The organism is Pseudomonas sp. NPDC088890 (assembly GCF_044900155.1).
In the GTDB taxonomy this organism is placed as follows: Bacteria; Pseudomonadota; Gammaproteobacteria; order Pseudomonadales; family Pseudomonadaceae; genus Aquipseudomonas; species Aquipseudomonas urmiensis.
The window spans coordinates 132,056-149,628 of the sequence record NZ_JBJDNG010000004.1 but is presented as its reverse complement, the minus strand read 5'-3'; the positions used below and the strand labels follow the sequence as shown (position 1 = coordinate 149,628).

General features: G+C 61.6%; 15 protein-coding genes. 6 read left to right on the top strand and 9 right to left on the bottom strand.

Annotated features, from left to right (window positions below; genetic code table 11):
- Nucleotides 1-56: 56 nt before the first annotated feature.
- Nucleotides 57-2,753: an alpha-ketoglutarate dehydrogenase gene (gene mdeB, locus ACI2JX_RS10930; RefSeq protein WP_404690075.1), complete on the bottom strand. Its 2,697-nt coding sequence runs from the start codon at nt 2,751-2,753 to the stop codon at nt 57-59.
- Between the two features lie 85 nt (nt 2,754-2,838).
- Nucleotides 2,839-4,035, bottom strand: a complete 1,197-nt coding sequence (locus ACI2JX_RS10925; protein WP_404690074.1) for a methionine gamma-lyase — start codon at nt 4,033-4,035, stop codon at nt 2,839-2,841.
- A 127-nt stretch (nt 4,036-4,162) separates the two neighbouring features.
- On the opposite strand from ACI2JX_RS10925, the gene ACI2JX_RS10920 reads away from it, so the two are divergent.
- The 3 genes from ACI2JX_RS10920 (at nt 4,163) to ACI2JX_RS10910 (ending at nt 5,393) form a co-directional block, all read left to right on the top strand.
- Nucleotides 4,163-4,642 carry an Lrp/AsnC family transcriptional regulator gene (locus ACI2JX_RS10920; RefSeq protein WP_264236472.1) on the top strand — a complete coding sequence of 160 codons (480 nt, stop codon included), beginning with the start codon at nt 4,163-4,165 and terminating at the stop codon, nt 4,640-4,642.
- Nucleotides 4,643-4,813: 171 nt separating this feature from the next.
- Nucleotides 4,814-5,134, top strand: a complete 321-nt coding sequence (locus ACI2JX_RS10915; protein WP_264236471.1) for a scaffold protein involved in DNA repair — start codon at nt 4,814-4,816, stop codon at nt 5,132-5,134.
- A 61-nt stretch (nt 5,135-5,195) separates the two neighbouring features.
- Nucleotides 5,196-5,393, top strand: coding sequence for a bacteriocin immunity protein (locus ACI2JX_RS10910; RefSeq protein WP_404690073.1), 198 nt, complete (start codon nt 5,196-5,198; stop codon nt 5,391-5,393).
- Between the two features lie 85 nt (nt 5,394-5,478).
- Here ACI2JX_RS10910 and cysN read toward each other — a convergent pair whose 3' ends face one another.
- The 3 genes from cysN to ACI2JX_RS10895 all read right to left on the bottom strand — a co-directional run bounded on the left by cysN (nt 5,479) and on the right by ACI2JX_RS10895 (nt 9,295).
- Nucleotides 5,479-7,380 carry a sulfate adenylyltransferase subunit CysN gene (gene cysN / locus ACI2JX_RS10905; RefSeq protein ID WP_404690072.1) on the bottom strand — a complete coding sequence of 634 codons (1,902 nt, stop codon included), beginning with the start codon at nt 7,378-7,380 and terminating at the stop codon, nt 5,479-5,481.
- Nucleotides 7,381-7,396: 16 nt separating this feature from the next.
- Nucleotides 7,397-8,314 (bottom strand): sulfate adenylyltransferase subunit CysD, encoded by a 918-nt coding sequence (gene cysD / locus ACI2JX_RS10900; protein ID WP_186553839.1) that lies wholly within the window; start codon nt 8,312-8,314, stop codon nt 7,397-7,399.
- 222 nt (nt 8,315-8,536) lie between these two features.
- Nucleotides 8,537-9,295 carry a Nif3-like dinuclear metal center hexameric protein gene (locus tag ACI2JX_RS10895; protein ID WP_264236467.1) on the bottom strand — a complete coding sequence of 253 codons (759 nt, stop codon included), beginning with the start codon at nt 9,293-9,295 and terminating at the stop codon, nt 8,537-8,539.
- A 281-nt stretch (nt 9,296-9,576) separates the two neighbouring features.
- Here ACI2JX_RS10895 and algW point away from each other — a divergent pair, with 281 nt between their 5' ends.
- Nucleotides 9,577-10,737, top strand: coding sequence for a Do family serine endopeptidase AlgW (gene algW, locus ACI2JX_RS10890; protein WP_264236466.1), 1,161 nt, complete (start codon nt 9,577-9,579; stop codon nt 10,735-10,737).
- Between the two features lie 123 nt (nt 10,738-10,860).
- On the opposite strand, the gene ACI2JX_RS10885 is transcribed toward algW, so the two are convergent.
- The 4 genes from ACI2JX_RS10885 to ACI2JX_RS10870 form a co-directional block, all read right to left on the bottom strand.
- Nucleotides 10,861-11,625 carry an amino acid ABC transporter ATP-binding protein gene (locus ACI2JX_RS10885; protein ID WP_186553836.1) on the bottom strand — a complete coding sequence of 255 codons (765 nt, stop codon included), beginning with the start codon at nt 11,623-11,625 and terminating at the stop codon, nt 10,861-10,863.
- 10 nt (nt 11,626-11,635) lie between these two features.
- A complete protein-coding gene (locus tag ACI2JX_RS10880; RefSeq protein WP_186553835.1) occupies nt 11,636-12,733 on the bottom strand; it encodes an amino acid ABC transporter permease in 1,098 nt (365 codons plus the stop codon).
- A 10-nt stretch (nt 12,734-12,743) separates the two neighbouring features.
- Nucleotides 12,744-13,922 (bottom strand): amino acid ABC transporter permease, encoded by a 1,179-nt coding sequence (locus ACI2JX_RS10875; RefSeq protein ID WP_264236465.1) that lies wholly within the window; start codon nt 13,920-13,922, stop codon nt 12,744-12,746.
- 67 nt (nt 13,923-13,989) lie between these two features.
- Complete coding sequence (locus ACI2JX_RS10870; protein ID WP_186553833.1) at nt 13,990-15,018, bottom strand: amino acid ABC transporter substrate-binding protein; 1,029 nt, start codon at nt 15,016-15,018, stop codon at nt 13,990-13,992.
- Nucleotides 15,019-15,355: 337 nt separating this feature from the next.
- On the opposite strand from ACI2JX_RS10870, the gene ACI2JX_RS10865 reads away from it, so the two are divergent.
- Both ACI2JX_RS10865 and rhlB read left to right on the top strand, forming a co-directional pair.
- A complete protein-coding gene (locus tag ACI2JX_RS10865) occupies nt 15,356-16,012 on the top strand; it encodes an alpha/beta hydrolase (protein ID WP_186553832.1) in 657 nt (218 codons plus the stop codon).
- A gap of 100 nt (nt 16,013-16,112) precedes the next feature.
- Nucleotides 16,113-17,552, top strand: a complete 1,440-nt coding sequence (gene rhlB / locus ACI2JX_RS10860; protein ID WP_392469057.1) for an ATP-dependent RNA helicase RhlB — start codon at nt 16,113-16,115, stop codon at nt 17,550-17,552.
- Nucleotides 17,553-17,573 lie beyond the last annotated feature (21 nt).

Sequence of the window (17,573 nt, the reverse complement as noted above, 5' to 3'; positions counted from 1 at the left end):
CTCGCAAGAGGCCTTGTTTATTTCAGACACATTGACACTTGGCGTCACCTCCAGGATCAGCGGCACCAGGGCGCATGTGAATCACTCAGCTGATAACGCGCCCTCGCCTGCCCCAGCACCTGCCCTGCCAACTGCCCCTGCTTGACCAGGCTATACAACGCCGCCATCACCACGCTATGCCGATCCACCTCGAAGAACTGGCGCAACGCCTGGCGCGTATCGCTGCGCCCAAATCCATCGGTACCCAAGGTCATGTAAGGCGCCTCGATGTATTCGGCAATCAGCTGCGGCCAGGCCCGTGCATAATCACTGGCGGCTATCACCGGTGCATCTCCTGCCAAGCAGCGGCGTACATGACTCTCTTCTTCGCCACCCTGCCCCATCGCCGCAGACCGGCGCTCTTGCCGTGCTTCACGCGCCAGTTCACTGAAGCTGGTCACGCTGAACACCTCACTGTCGACCTGCCACTCGGTGGCCAACAGCTCGCTGGCGGCGATCACCTCCCGCAAGATCGCCCCTGAGCCCAATAACCGCACCTTGCCACGTGGATTGAGCGCCTGCTGTTGGCTAAAACGGTACATCCCACGCAGCACATCCTCGTAGAGCTGGGCAGCCAGCGTGGGTTGTGGATAGTTTTCATTCATCACCGCCACATAGTGGAATTCGTCGCACTGCTCGACCAACATGCGCCGCGCGGCGTAATCGAGGATGACTGCCAGCTCGCCAGCAAAGCACGGATCCCAAGCTCGGCAGTTAGGCACTAGCGCAGCCATCACCAGGCTCGAACCATCCTGATGCTGTAACCCCTCGCCGCCCAGTGTGGTGCGCCCGGCCGTTGCCCCGAGCAGTAAGCCCCGGGCACGCTGATCGGCGGCAGCCCAAATCAAGTCACCGACGCGCTGGAAGCCGAACATCGAGTAATAGATGTACACCGGCAACATCGGCTCGCCGTGCACCGCGTAGGAGGTTGCCGCCGCCACCCAGGAGGAAATCGCCCCTGCCTCGGTGATGCCTTCCTCGAGTAACTGACCGTCGCGAGCTTCCTTATAGGTCAGCAGCGAACCGGCATCCTCAGGCTCGTAGCGCTGGCCACAAGACGAGTAGATGCCGATCTGGCGAAACAGGCTGGCCATGCCAAAGGTTCGCGCCTCGTCAGCCACGATCGGCACTACCCGCGGGCCCAGCTCCGGCGTCTTCAGCCAACTGCCAAGCAGGCGCACGGCGGCCATGGTGGTGGACATCGGCTTGCCATCGGCGTGCAGGGCGAAACTGCCGAATGCTTGCAGATCCGGCACTGGCAGCGTGCGGCAGTCACTGCGCCGCTGCGGCAAAGGTCCGCCCAAGGCGGCCCTGCGCTGGCGCAGGTAGAGCATCTCGGCGCTGTCCTCGGCGGGGCGATAGAACTGCAGTTGCTCCACCGCCTGGTCCGACAATGGCAAATGGAAACGATCGCGAAATGCCAGCAGTGCCTGCACATCGAGCTTCTTGGCCTGGTGCGCGGTCATCCGCGACTCACCGGCGCTGCTCATGCCGTAGCCCTTCTTGGTCTTGGCCAGGATCACCGTCGGTCGGCCCTTGCAGGCCTTGGCGGCGGCGTAGGCGGCATGCAGCTTGCGCATGTCGTGGCCACCGCGCCTGAGCGCATTGATCTGCTCTGAGCTCATGTGCTCGACCAGCCGCTGCAACGCCGGGCTTTGCTTGAAGAAATGCTCGAGGTTGTAGCTGCCATCGTTGGCGCCCAGGGTCTGGAACTGGCCATCCGGGGTCGCGGCCAATTGGCGCAGCAGCGCATGTTCATGGTCACGGGCGAACAACGCATCCCATTCCGAGCCCCACAGCACCTTGATCACATTCCAGCCGGCACCGCTGAACAGCGCCTCCAACTCCTGGATGATCTGCCCGTTGCCACGCACCGGGCCATCCAGGCGCTGCAAGTTGCAATTGATGATGAAAGTCAGGTTATCGAGGCCTTCGCGCGCCGCCAGGGTGAGCCCGGCAATCGATTCCGGCTCGTCCATCTCGCCATCGCCGAACACGCCCCAAACATGTCGCTGCGACGTATCCAACAGGCCGCGGTGCTGCAAATAACGCATGAAGCGCGCCTGGTACACCGCATTGATCGGGCCAATGCCCATGGAACCGGTAGGGAACTGCCAGAACTCAGGCATCAGCCAAGGGTGTGGATAAGAGCACAAGCCATTGCCGGCGACTTCCTGGCGGTAATTGGCCAATTGCGCCTCGCTCAAGCGCCCCTCGAGAAAGGCGCGGGCATAGATGCCTGGTGCCGAATGCGGCTGGAAGAACACCAGGTCCGCGCTGCGCTGCTCACCGCCGCCCTCGCCCCGGAAGAAGTGCTGAAAACCCACTTCGAAAATCTCCGCCGCCGAGGCGTAGCTGGCGATATGACCGCCCAGATCGCCATAGGCATGGTTGGCCCGGACCACCATCGCCAGGGCGTTCCAGCGCAGGATGCTGGTGATGCGCTCGTCCAGCTCCAGGTCACCGGGATAAACGCCTTGCTGCTCCACCGGCAAGGTGTTGCGATAGGCGGAAAAAGCCTGGACATCGCGCTCCAGGCCCAGCTCCAGGGCATGCGCCTGTAACCGCTGCAACAAGTAGCGCGCCCGCGCCGGGCCGCAATGGGCCAGGGTCGACTCCAGCGCTTGACACCATTCAGCGGTCTCGCCGGGATCGCTGTCCAGATCGGCCTCTTCGGCGCTCAGCGGCTCATTGGGATTCATCATCGCTACCATGGCATCGCCTCATCCCTGAAGGTTTTGTAGAGCCGCGTAGGCCTGTAGGAGCGGGCTTGCCCGCGAAGAAGCCACCACCCACTGCTCAGGCACACAACCGAAGTGCCTGCTCAATATCAGCAAGCAGATCATCGACATCTTCCAACCCCACCGACAACCGCACCAACCCTTCGGAAATCCCGTGATGGGCACGCTCCTCTGGGGTGTAGCTGGAGTGGGTCATGCTGGCCGGATGCTGGGCCAGCGACTCGGCATCGCCCAGGCTCACGGCCCGGCTGAACAGTTGCAGGGCATTCATGAAACGCCTGCCAGCCTCGATGCCACCCTTGAGTTCAAAGGCGATCATCCCGCCCGGCTGGCGCATTTGCCGCTGTGCCAGCGCGTACTGAGGAAAGCTCGGCAGCCCTGGATAGTGCAGCAGCTCCACCTGGGGCTGCTCTTGCAGATACGCCGCCACCTGCCGAGCATTGGCGCAATGTCGATCCATGCGCAGGGCCAGGGTCTTGATACCGCGCATCAGCAGCGAAGCATCGTGCGGCGACAGCACCGCGCCGGTCATGTCCTTGAGCCCTTCCAGGCGAATACGATCGACCAGCGCCTTGCGCCCGACCACCAGCCCAGCCGTGATATCGCCATGGCCGCTGAGGTATTTGGTGGCCGAATGCACTACCAGGTCAGCGCCCAGCTCCAGCGGGCGCTGTAGATAAGGCGTGCAGTAAGTATTGTCGACCACCACCCGAATGTCATGGCCAGCAGCGGCCGCCACCACAGCCGCGATATCGACCAACTGCATATTGGGGTTGGCCGGCGACTCGAAGTAGATCATTCGCGTCTTCGCCGTGATCGCGGCGTTGAGCGCCTGTAGATCGGTGAGATCCACATGCTGCACCTTGACCCCAAATTCGCCGATACCGTGATGCAGATAGGCAAAGGTACAGCCATACAGCGTACGCCCGACGATCAGCTCATCGCCAGGGCGCAGTAAGGTCCACAACGTCGAGGTGATCGCGCCCATCCCCGAGGCCAACGCCAGCCCCGCCTCGCCGCCCTCCAACGAAGCCATGCGCTGCTCCAGCAGGGCGAGGGTCGGGTTGGAAATGCGGCTGTAGAAGTGCCCCGGCTCTTCGCCGGCAAAGCAGGCAGCGCCGTATTCAACAGTGGGGAAGGCATAGGTCGCGGTTTGATACACCGGCGGCACCAGCGCGCCACCGTGAGAAAGCGGGTCGTAACCGTGGTGGATCGCTCGCGTGGAAAACCCTGAATTATTGTTGGAGTCGCGCATGGCAACAGCCTCGTGTGGTTTGTTATAAGCTTATGCCAACGAGCTGCCAGGATTTTTCCAAAGTTGCCCACGCAAGCGGGTGCTTCTTGGAACAAAAACAACAATTAGCCACCCTGGAGGGCAAATCATGCCTTCGACTCTCGACCGCACCGACCGCGCCCTGCTCGCGGCCCTGCAAGACAACGCCCGCCTCACCGTTTCCGAACTCGCCGACCAGGTCGCGTTAACTACCTCGCCGTGCTGGCGGCGAGTCAAACTGCTCGAAGACAACGGCTTTATCACCGGCTATCAGGCCATTCTCTCGCCCAAGTCACTGGGTTTTGGCGTGACCGCCTTCGTCAGCATCATGATGGATTCGCACACCAAGGAAATCGCCCTGGCGTTTGAAAAGCGGCTGCTGGAAATTCCCGAAATCGTCGCCTGCCATAACATTTCCGGGCGCTATGATTTTTTGCTGGAGATCCTCGCGCGGGACTTGGAGTCGTTTGGCGAGTTCACCCGGGAAGTGCTGCAGCGGTTGCCGGGGGTGAAGGAGATTTATTCGAGTTTTTCTTATAAAGCGGTCAAGGAAAGACGTGTGATCCCAGTGTCGGAAAAGCACATCTAGAACGTTTTTGAATCAACCTACGCCAACGTCAAAAACCACCTACAGCCGACTCAGCCCTCGAAAGCTGTTCCCTCTGCGCGTTTCAAGCAAACATCAACACCTGCAATTGCGCTAGCAGCGGACTGACTCTCCCTGCACATCGCTTGTCGTCACTTACGCAGGTAAATATTCATGGCCGCCTACCTACCCCGGCACATCACCAGCAAACTGGCAGGGCACACATTCGAAAGTTTCGAGCAATATTCCATGGCCTTCTGGATGGCGATTGCCGAAGACCCGGTCTACTCCCAGCAGTTCATCAGTGCTCAGCTGCATCGAATCAAACAAGGCTGGCCACCCCGTGCGCCGTTCAAGGACACTGCAAAGGGGCTGCGTTCCTATGAGATCCGCCACCTCGACCCACCCGAGTTTGGCGGCTCGCTGTATGACGCTTACAACCTGAGGGTCATGAGCGCTCTGCAATTTGCGCTTTCGTCGGAGGTTCCGTGGTGATCCTTGATAGACCAGCCTCGCTGATTACAGCTATGGAGAGTTCAAGGCGCTGGTCGAGGAGTTGATCCAGGCCGCCGGGACGCGCGCCTGGCAGGACCGTTTGCTTGAGCATTTCATTGAGCTGGTGGGACACCCATCCGGCTCCGACCTGATCTACAACCCGGACTCGGGGAAGGATGAAAGCGCTGAGCAGATTGTCCAGCGTGTAATTGGCTGGCGGACGGCAGAGGGGCTTGTGAGCCTGCGCGACATGTCATGACGCTGCATAAACCGCCGAAGCGCACTGCCACCATGTCGTCAGTTTTGGGGCCGCCTTGCGGCCCCAACAGCTGTAGCGCTAGCGATCAGATCGCGCCGCGCTGGCGCAACACGTCCAGCACTTGCTTGACGCCTTCTTCAACACTGCTGTTCTGGGTATCGATCACCAGGTCGGCATCCAGCGGTACATCGAACGGGAAGCTTTCACCCGGGATGTTGTCGCCACCGGCAGCGTACAGGCCTTGCGGGTCGCGCTCGCGGCAGGCAATCGGCGATGCCTGTACGTACACGGTCACCAGGCGCTCTTTGCCGATCAGTGCCTTGGCCTGTTCGCGGCCTTCGGCATCCGGGGCGACGAAGGCGGCCAGGGTCAGCAGGCCGGCTTCGTTGAACTGGCGCGCGACGTGGGCGGCGCGGCGCCAGTTCTCGGTGCGACCGGCGCGGTCCTGTGGCAGGCCTTTGTTCAGGTCATGACGCAGGTTCTGGCCATCAAGCACATACACCGCACGGCCCATGTCGAACAGCTTGCGCTCAACGGCATAGGCCAGGGTGCTCTTGCCAGCGCCAGAGAGGCCGCTGAACAGCACGGTAGCCGGCTGCTGACCGAAGCGCAGGGCGCGCTCTTCGGTGGCAACGTGGGCCAACTTGCCATGCTGGCCGGTGCTGCCATGCGGCAGGACTGGCGGGGCGATGATCATGCCGGCGCCAACGGTGCCGTTGGTCAGGCGGTCGATGACGATGAACGCACCGGTGGTGCGGTTGCTGTCGTAGCCGTCCAGCGCGATAGCGGCGTCGAGGCTGACCTTGACCTGGCCGATCTCGTTCAGCTGCAGCGCGCTAGCGGCGCCCTTCTCGAGGGTGTTCACATCGACCTTGTGGGTGATGCTGGCAATCGAGCCGGGTACGTAGCTGGTGGCACGCTTGATGTCGTATTTCTTGCCTGGGAGCATCGGCTCTTCAGCCATCCACACCAGCATGGCGTCGAACTGATCGGTCACCGGTGGGACATTGTCGGCATGCACCAGCAGGTCGCCACGGGAGATGTCGATCTCGTCTTCCATGGTCAGGGTCACGGCCTGGCCTGGCCCTGCGTTTTCCAGCTCACCTTCGTAGGTGACGATCGACTTGACCCGGCTGCTCTTGCCCGACGGCAGCACGACGATTTCATCGCCCTTGTGCACTACGCCGCTGGCCAGGGTGCCGGCAAAGCCGCGGAAGTTCAGGTTCGGCCGGTTGACGTACTGCACCGGGAAGCGCAGGTCGGTGAAGTTGCGGTCGGCGGCAACTTCAACGGTCTCGAGGATTTCCATCAACGCCGGGCCCGTATACCACGGCGAACGCTCGCTGCGGTTGACCACGTTGTCGCCCTTGAGCGCCGACATCGGCACGAAGTGCAGGCTGCTCGGCGTCAGGTTGATGGCCTCGGCAAACTTCAGGTAGTCGGCCTTGATCGACTCGAACACGCCTTCATCGAAGCCCTTGAGGTCCATCTTGTTGACCGCAACGACGATGTGCTTGATGCCCAGCAACGAGGCAATGTAGCTGTGTCGGCGGGTCTGGGTCTGCACGCCGTAACGGGCGTCGACCAGGATGATCGCCAGATCGCAAGTCGAGGCACCAGTGGCCATGTTACGGGTGTACTGCTCGTGGCCCGGGGTGTCGGCGATGATGAACTTGCGTTTGGCGGTGGAGAAATAGCGGTAGGCGACATCGATGGTGATGCCCTGCTCACGCTCGGCCTGCAGGCCATCGACCAGCAGCGCCAGGTCGACTTCTTCGCCAGTGGTGCCGGACTTCTTCGAGTCACGGGTGATGGCCTCGAGGTGGTCCTCGTAGATCATCTTGGAGTCGTGCAGCAGGCGCCCGATCAGGGTGCTCTTGCCATCATCGACGTTGCCGCAGGTGAGGAAACGCAGCAGTTCTTTACGCTCGTGCTGAGCCAGATAAGCGACGATGTCTTCGCTGATCAAATCGGATTGGTGCGACATGGAGTAACCCTGAAAATTAGAAGTAGCCCTGACGTTTTTTGTCTTCCATGGAGCCTGCGCCATCGTGGTCGATGACCCGGCCCTGGCGCTCGGAAGTGCGCGTCAGGAGCATTTCCTGAATGATGTCGGTCAGGCTCTCGGCTTCCGACTCGACAGCACCCGTCAACGGGTAGCAGCCGAGGGTACGGAAACGCACCTTCTTCTTGACGATGCGCGCTTTCTCTTCCTCGGACAGGTGCTCGAGGATGCGCTCGTCGTCGATCATGATCAGGGTGCCGTTCTTCTCGATGACGTCACGCTCGGCGGCGAAGTACAGCGGCACGATTGGGATGCCTTCGAGGTAGATGTACTGCCAGATGTCCAGTTCGGTCCAGTTCGACAGGGGGAAGACGCGGATCGACTCGCCCTTGTTGACCTTGCCGTTGTAGACGTTCCACAGCTCCGGACGCTGGTTTTTCGGATCCCAGCGATGCTTGCTGTCACGGAACGAATAGACCCGCTCCTTGGCCCGCGATTTCTCTTCGTCACGGCGCGCACCACCGAAGGCGGCGTCGAAGCCGTACTTGTCCAGCGCCTGCTTGAGGCCCTGGGTTTTCATGATGTCGGTGTGCTTGGAGCTGCCATGGGTGAACGGGTTGATGCCCTGCGCCACACCCTCAGGGTTGACGTGGGTGATCAGCTCCAGGCCCATTTCCTCGACCATCTTGTCGCGGAAGCTGTACATCTCCTGGAATTTCCACTGGGTGTCGACGTGCATCACCGGAAACGGCAGCTTGCCCGGGAAAAAGGCCTTGCGCGCCAGGTGCAGCATCACGGCGGAGTCTTTGCCGATCGAGTACAGCATCACCGGGTTGTCGAACTCGGCGGCCACCTCGCGGATGATGTGGATGCTTTCCGCCTCCAGCTGTTTCAAGTGCGTCAGTTTGTCGACCATGGCTACTCACGTAAAACGATACGATCTTATGGACGGCCAAGCGGGCCGTGTTCGAGCGAGCCACTTTATCACAGCACCTGATTCTATTTAGGAGGCTGGCTAGATCGAAACAATCTAACCATATGACTGGGGGTTTGGGCCGCATGGGGCCTGCTGTGCAGGCCATCGCAGGCAGGCCGGCTCCTACAGGATCGATGAGCCGCAAAGCGGCCCAACGCTCGATCAGATCGGATTAGGGCAATCGATGAACAGGTGCTCCACAGCAAACCGCCGCGCCAGGTAATCGCCCAGTGCCTGCACGCCATACCGCTCGGTCGCATGGTGCCCGGCCGCGATGAAGCTGATGCCATTCTCGCGAGCGCTGTGGAAGGTCTGCTCGGAAGCTTCACCGCTCAGAAACAGATCGACACCCTCGGCAATCGCCGTGTCGATGTAGCCCTGGCCGCCGCCTGTGCACCAGCCAATGCGTCGCACCAATTGATCACCCTCGATCAACAGCGGCTCACGGCCCAACGCTTCCTGCACTCGCCGGGCAAAGTCGCGCGCCGACATCGCCTCACTCAGCGAGCCGACCATGCCCACCACCTTCGGGTTGTTCGGATCCAGCGGCCCTTCGACGGTAATCCCCAGCTGGTGCGCCAACTGCACGTTGTTGCCCACCTCCGGATGCACATCCAGCGGCAGGTGAAACGCCAGCAGGCTGATGTCATGCTTGAGCAAGGTCTTCAACCGGCGCTGCTTGATGCCGGTGATGCACGGGTTCTCGCCTTTCCAGAAATAACCGTGATGGACCAGGACCAGATCCGCTTGCGCCTCGACGGCAGCATCGAGCAACGCCTGGCTGGCAGTAACGCCTGTGACGATCCGGCTGACCTGCGGCCGCCCCTCGACCTGCAGGCCGTTGGGGCAGTAATCCTGGATCTTGGCGCTGGACAGGTAGCGCTCGGCTTCCTCGACCAGGGTGCTGAGGGCGACGGCCATGGAAAATCTCCTCGAAATCTGCACATTCGGCGGGCGCAACGCCCGTATAATGGCCGCCATTATGGGCCGTCGCCGGACGCGGGGAAACCGGCGATAGTCGCCTGGGACATATGGCAATCGCGGGGCAAGCCCGCTCCCACGGATCAGCGCGGCCTGGGTAGGAGCGGGCTTGACCCGCGATTGCAGCCGTCGCCGAGCATACTTTTGACGTGTATGATCGCGCGCGCTTGCATCCCGGCCCGCTCTGCAACGGCCCTTGCCCCACTCCCAGGATTCATTCGATGCTCAAGGTTCTGCGTTACTTTGGCTGGCCACTGCTTACCGGCATATTGATTGCCCTACTGGTGATCCAGCGCTTCCCCGAATGGGTCGGCCTGCCCAGCCAGGACGTCAACCTGCAACAAGCACCGCAAACCACGCGGATCATGCAGGGCCCGGTGTCGTATGCCGACGCGGTGACCCTGGCCGCCCCGGCGGTGGTCAACCTGTACACCACCAAGGTGGTGAACAAGAGCGCCCACCCGCTGTTCGAAGACCCGCAGTTCCGCCGTTTCTTCGGCGACAACCTGCCCAAACAGCGCCGTTGGGAGTCGAGCCTGGGTTCGGCGGTAATCATGAGCCCCGAGGGCTACCTGCTGACCAACAACCACGTCACCAGCGGCGCCGACCAGATCGTCGTGGCCCTCAAGGATGGCCGCGAAACCCTGGCGCGGGTGATCGGCAGCGACCCGGAAACCGACCTCGCGGTGCTGAAGATCGACCTCAAGAGCCTGCCGGCGATCACCATCGGCCGCTCCGACAACATTCACATCGGCGACGTCTCGCTGGCCATCGGCAACCCGTTCGGTGTCGGCCAGACCGTGACCATGGGCATCATCAGCGCCACCGGCCGTAACCAGCTGGGGCTGAACAACTACGAAGACTTCATCCAGACCGACGCCGCCATCAACCCAGGCAACTCCGGTGGCGCGCTGGTCGATGCCAACGGCAACCTGATCGGGATCAACACGGCGATCTTCTCCAAATCTGGCGGCTCGCAGGGCATTGGTTTCGCCATTCCGGTCAAGCTGGCGCTGGAGGTGATGAAGTCGATCATCGAGCACGGCCAGGTGATCCGTGGCTGGCTGGGTATCGAAGTACAACCGCTGAGCCAGGAGCTGGCCGAGTCGTTTGGCCTTGAGGGGCGGCCAGGGATTGTCGTGGCGGGGATCTTCCGCGATGGCCCGGCGCAGCGCGCAGGCTTGCAGCTCGGTGACGTGATTCTGAGCATCAATGGCGAACCGGCCGGCGATGGCCGCAAGTCGATGAACCAGGTGGCGCGGATCAAGCCGACCGACAAGGTCGCCATCGAGGTGATTCGCAATGGCCAGCAGCTCAAGCTGATTGCCGAGGTGGGGCTGCGGCCGCCACCGGCGCCGGTGGCCAAAACCGAGGAGAAGTGAGGTTCAGTCTAGGTAGAGTTTCAGCCTAGCCAGCGAACCTTGTGGGAGCGGGCTTGCCCCGCGATAGCGTTAGTTTGATCGGACGCTATCGCGGGGCAAGCCCGCCCCCACGAGGGCGTTTTATCAGTGCAGGATCTGGCTCAAGAACAGCTTGGTCCGATCACTGCGCGGCCGGTCGAAGAAATCATCCGGCGCCGCCTGTTCGACGATCTCGCCCTTGTCCATGAAGATCACCCGGTTCGCCACGGTCCGGGCAAAGCCCATCTCGTGGGTCACGCAGAGCATGGTCATGCCGTCTTCAGCCAGGCCGACCATGGTATCGAGCACTTCCTTGACCATCTCCGGATCGAGCGCCGACGTCGGCTCATCGAACAGCATGATCTTCGGCTTCATGCACAGCGCCCGGGCAATCGCCACCCGCTGCTGCTGGCCACCGGACAACTGCCCCGGAAACTTGTGCGCCTGCTCGGGAATCCGCACCCGCTCAAGGTAGTGCATGGCGATTTCCTCGGCCTTGCGCTTGGGCATCTTGCGCACCCACATCGGCGCCAGGGTGCAGTTCTGCAGAATGGTCAGGTGCGGGAACAGGTTGAAGTGCTGGAACACCATGCCCACCTCGCGGCGGATCGCTTCGATCTGCTTGAGGTCGTTGGTCAGCTCGACGCCATCGACGACGATACGCCCCTGCTGATGCTCTTCCAGGCGGTTGAGGCAGCGGATGGTGGTCGACTTGCCCGAGCCAGACGGGCCGCACAGGACGATACGCTCGCCTTGGCGCACATTCAGATTGATGTCCTTGAGTACATGGAACTGGCCGTACCATTTGTTCACGCCCTGCATCTGGATGATGCCTTCGGGGCCAGCAGGCTGCTTGATCGCTTCACTCATATGCAAACTCCTAACGCTTGTGGCCAGTGTCCAGCTTGTGCTCCAGATGCATGGAGTAGCGGGACATACCGAAACAGAAAATCCAGAACACCAGGGCCGCGAACACATAGCCCTCGGTCGCCATGCCCAGCCAGGCCGGGTCGGCCGCCGCCTGCTTGACGCTGTTGAGCAGGTCGAACAGGCCGATGATGATCACCAGGCTCGTGTCCTTGAACAGGGCAATGAAGGTGTTGACGATGCCGGGGATAACCAGCTTGAGCGCCTGCGGCAGGATCACCAGGCCCATCGCCCGCCAGTAACCCAGGCCCATCGCCGCAGCGGCCTCGTACTGGCCCTTGGGAATCGCCTGCAAGCCCCCGCGCACCACCTCGGCGATGTACGCCGACTGGAACAGGATCACCCCGATCATCGCCCGCAGCAGCTTGTCGAAACTCATGCCCTCGGGCAGGAACAGCGGCAGCATCACCGACGACATGAACAGCACGGTAATCAGCGGCACGCCGCGCCAGAACTCGATGAAGGTCACACAGACCACCTTCACCGCCGGCATGTGCGAGCGTCGGCCCAATGCCAGCAATATGCCCAACGGCAACGCGCCGACAATTCCGACAGTGGCGATCACCAGGGTCAGCATCAAGCCGCCCCATTGGCTGGTCGGCACCGTGGCCAGGCCCAGGCTGCCGCCATGCAGCAACACATAGGCGACGATGGGGTACAGGACCAGGAAACCCAGGCCGTAGATGGCCTTGCGCGGGAAGCGACTGATGAACAGCGGCGCGGCGCCGATCACCGCCAGCCATACCGTCAGGTCGACGCGCCAGCGCAGTTCGCTGGGGTAGTAGCCATACATGAACTGGCCGAAGCGCTGCTGGATGAACACCCAGCAAGCGCCTTCCTTGGTGCAGTCGGCACGGGTGGTACCGACCCAGTTGGCGTCGATCAGCGACCACTGCAACAGCGGCGGCACGATCAACCACACCAGGTAAAGGGCGAACAGGGTCAGCAGGGTGTTAAGCCAGCTGGAGAACAGATTGGCACGCATCCATGCGAGCACGCCGACGGTTTTCACCGGTGGCGGCATATCGGGTTTGAAAACATGGGCATTCACGGGCGTATCCTCACCGCTCGATCAGCGCAATGCGCTTGTTGTACCAGTTCATCAGCAACGAAATGCTGATGCTGATGGCGAGATAGACACTCATGGTGATGGCAATCACCTCGATGGCCTGGCCGGTCTGGTTGAGCACGGTACCGGCGAACAGCGAGACCATCTCCGGATAGCCGATACCGGCGGCCAGGGACGAGTTCTTCGCCAGGTTCAGGTACTGGCTGGTCAGTGGCGGAATGATCACCCGCAGGGCCTGGGGAATGATCACCTTGCGCAGGGTCGGGCCCTCGCGCAGGCCAAGCGAACGCGCAGCTTCGGTCTGGCCATGGCTGACCGAACGGATCCCTGAGCGCACGATCTCGGCAATGAAGGCTGCGGTATAGATGGTCAGCGCCAGGGTCAATGCCAGCAACTCCGGGATCAGCACCCAGCCGCCAACGAAGTTGAAACCCTTGAGCTGCGGCACTTCCCAGTGCACCGGGCTACCGAACAGCAGCGCGCACACGCCAGGAATGCCCAGCAACAGCAGCAAACCCACCCAGAACTTGTGAAACGGCTCGCCAGTCTCGTCGAACCGTTTGTTGGCATGTCGCACCATCAGCACCACCGCGACGATCGCCAGCAGCACCGCGGCAACGAACGGCCAGAACCCGTCCGCCATGGACGCGCCGGGCATGTTCAGGCCGCGGTTGCTGATAAAGAACATGTCGTCGATGTTGATGCTGCCACGGGGTCCGGGCAGGGTCAGGAACACCGCGAAGTACCAGAACAGGATCTGCAACAGCGGCGGAATGTTGCGGAAGGTCTCCACATACACGGTCGCCAGCTTGTTGATCATCCAGTTCGGCGATAGCCGCGCCACGCCGACGATAAAACCCAGCAAAGTCGCCAGGATGATGCCGATGAAGGTCACCAGCAGGGTGTTGAGCAGGCCAATGACGAACACCCGCGCATAGCTGTCCGACTCCACGTAGGGAATCAGGTGCTGGGCGATGCCGAAGCCGGCACTGCGTTCGAGGAAGTCAAAGCCCGAGGTGATGCCACGGTGCTGCAGGTTGGTCTGGGTATTGTGGAACAGGTACCAACCCAGACCGACCACCAATGCCACCGTGACGATCTGGAACAGCCACGCACGCACACGTGGATCGCTCAGGGAAAACCCCTTTTGTGCGCCGATTTGATTTTGCATGAAGTGCCCCGGAAAAAAGGGATCAGAACAGCCTGCGGCGGCGGAATGCCGCCGCAGGGTGCAGCCATCAGCGCACAGGTGGCGCGTACTGGATGCCGCCGTTGTTCCACAGGGCGTTCAAGCCACGATCGATTTGCAGGGGGGTGCTTTTGCCCAGGTTCTTCTCGAACACTTCGCCGTAGTTACCCACTTGCTTGACGATCTGTACGACCCAGTCCTTGGGCAGCTTGAGGTCCTTGCCGTATTCGCCGTCAGCGCCGAGCAGACGGGCGTTGTCCGGGTTCTTGCCCGACTTGGCTTCGGCCTCGACGTTCTTCGAGGTGATGCCCGCCTCTTCCGCGTTGAGCATGGCGAACAAGGTCCACTTGACGATGCTGAACCACTCTTCATCGCCTTTGCGTACCACAGGGCCCAGAGGTTCCTTGGAGATGGTTTCCGGCAGTACCACGTACTCGGTCGGTGCAGCCAGCTTGGAGCGCTGTGCGTAAAGCTGCGACTTGTCCGAAGTAAGCACGTCGCAACGGCCGGATTCGAGCGACTTGGCGCTCTCGTCGGAGGTGTCGAAGGTGATCGGGGTGTACTTCAGGCCATTGGCACGGAAGTAGTCGGAGACGTTCAGCTCAGTGGTGGTACCGGCCTGGATGCACACGGTAGCGCCGTCGAGCTCCTTGGCACTGGAGACGCCGAGCTTCTTGTTGACCAGGAAGCCGATGCCGTCGTAGTAAGTAACACCGGCGAATACCAGGCCCATGCCGGCATCGCGCGAGCTGGTCCAGGTGGTGTTGCGCGAGAGTACGTCGACTTCGCCGGACTGCAGCGCGGTGAAGCGCTCCTTGGCGTTGAGCTGGCTGAACTTGACCTTGGTGGCGTCGCCGAACACGGCGGCGGCAACGGCGCGGCAGACATCGGCGTCGATACCGACGATGTTGCCTTTGGCATCAGGTACCGAGAAGCCCGGAAGACCATCGCTCACGCCACACTGGACGAAGCCCTTCTTCTTTACCGCATCGAGGGTAGCGCCGGCCTGGGCGAAACTGGTGGCGCCCAGCGCGGCGGCAGCGGTCAGGACTGCCAGGGTGGTTTTCAACATCTTCATTCACAACCTCCAAATCGCTCTTGTTGTATCGAGCCGGAATTGCACCGCACCCTTATGAGGCGCATCCGACCCTTGTTGGCTTGTTTTTGGGTCAATTGGCGCAATGAGCTGTTCTATGACAGCCTTTGTATCCGTACGAGGGGTGTTACCGGCATGGGGCCATCCCTTCGCATCACTCGATTCATAGCAAAGCGCGTACCACAGTCGAAGGCTTAAGCGTTTAAGCGGTAGTCAAGTAGGAAAAGTTGTAGAGTTGCGACATCTATTTCTGGCATTCACTACAGATGCCTTCTTTTTACGCACCACTTAAGCCAGCGCGCACACTTTCGGAGCAGTCATGACCCAACCGCTGATTCTCGAACCGCAAAATACCGCCGACGCCTGTGTGATCTGGTTGCACGGACTGGGGGCCGACCGTTACGACTTCCTACCGGTGGCCGAATTTCTTCAAGAGCGCCTGCTCAGTACCCGCTTCGTCATGCCTCAGGCCCCGACCCGACCAGTGACCATCAACGGCGGCTATCAGATGCCTAGCTGGTACGACATCAAGGCCATGACTCCAGCCCGCGCCATTGACGAGGCGCAGCTGGATGAATCGGCCGAGCAGGTGATCGAACTGATCAAGGCCGAGCAAGCCAAGGGCATCAACCTGGCGCGGATCATCCTCGCCGGTTTCTCCCAGGGTGGCGCGGTGGTACTGCACACTGCCTATATAAAGTGGCAAGAAGCACTGGGCGGCGTGATTGCCCTGTCCACCTATGCCCCGACCTTCAGCGAAGGCCATCAGCTCAGCGCCTGCCAACAGCGCACCCCGGCCCTGTGCCTGCATGGCGTGCATGACCCGGTGGTGATCCCGTCCATGGGCCGCACGGCCTTCGAATACCTCAACAGCTGGGGCGTCGCCGCGCGCTGGCATGAATACCCGATGGAGCACGAGGTGGCCGTGGCAGAGCTGTCCGACATCCACGACTGGCTGAGTGAACGCCTGCGCTGAGTCCGCCCGTATGTAGTTGCCTGTGCATTGCGCTACGCCGCGCCCGGTTCTTGCATTACACTGCCGGGCGTACATTCCTTAACCAATTGATGAGACGACCGTGCTCAAGGCACTTAAAAAAATATTCGGCAAGGGAGACGCCGCGCCTCAGGCCGTCGAACCCGATGCCCGCGTGATCACGCCCGCGCCCGCGGTCCAACCGCCGGCACCCCAGGCCCAGCCCAGCGCCAAAGCGCCAGCTCCAGCGCCTGCCAGCCCTCGCGTCGACAAGCCCGTACCGGACAAGCCGCGCCGCGAGCGCAAACCCAAGCCACAAGCCAGCCTGTGGAAACCAGAAGACTTCGTCGTCGAGCCACAAGAAGGCAAGACCCGCTTCCATGACTTCAAGCTCTCCAACGAGCTGATGCATGCCATCCAGGACCTGGGCTTCCCCTATTGCACTCCCATCCAGGCCCAAGTGCTGGGTTACACCCTGCGCGGCCAGGACGCCATTGGTCGGGCGCAGACCGGCACCGGCAAGACCGCCGCGTTCCTGATCTCGATCATTTCCCAACTGCAACAGACCCCGGCGCCTAAAGAGCGCTACATGGGCGAGCCGCGCGCGCTGATCATCGCCCCAACCCGTGAGCTGGTGGTACAGATCGCCAAGGACGCCGCGGCGCTGACCAAGTACAGCGGCCTGAACGTGATGACCTTCGTCGGCGGCATGGACTTCGACAAGCAGCTCAAGGCCCTCGAAGCGCGTCACTGCGACATCCTGGTGGCCACGCCAGGGCGCCTGCTGGACTTCCACCAGCGCGGCGAAGTGCACCTGGACATGGTCGAGGTGATGGTGCTCGACGAAGCCGACCGCATGCTCGACATGGGCTTCATCCCCCAGGTGCGGCAGATCATCCGCCAGACCCCACCCAAGAGCGAGCGCCAGACCCTACTGTTCTCGGCGACCTTCACCGACGATGTGATGAACCTGGCCAAGCAGTGGACGACCAACCCTGCGATCGTCGAGATCGAGCCGGAGAACGTTGCCAGCGAGACCGTCGAGCAGCACGTCTATGCCGTGGCCGGCAGCGACAAGTACAAGCTGCTGTACAACCTGGTGACCCAGCAGAAGTGGGAACGGGTGATGGTCTTTGCCAACCGCAAGGACGAAGTGCGGCGCATCGAAGAGCGCCTGGTGCGCGACGGCATCAATGCCGCCCAGTTGTCCGGTGACGTGCCGCAGCACAAGCGCATTCGTACCCTGGAAAACTTCCGAGAGGGGCGCATCACCGTACTGGTCGCCACCGACGTGGCTGGGCGTGGGATTCACATCGATGGCATCAGCCACGTGATCAACTTCACCCTGCCGGAAGATCCGGATGACTACGTGCACCGCATTGGCCGTACCGGCCGCGCCGGGGCTGCGGGTGTGTCGATCAGCTTTGCCGGTGAAGATGATTCGTATCAGTTGCCAGCGATCGAAGAGCTGCTGGGGCGCAAGATCAAGTGCGAGATGCCGCCTGACGAGTTGCTGCAAGCAGTACCGCGCAAGCATCATTGATCACACAAGCTCGACTATCGC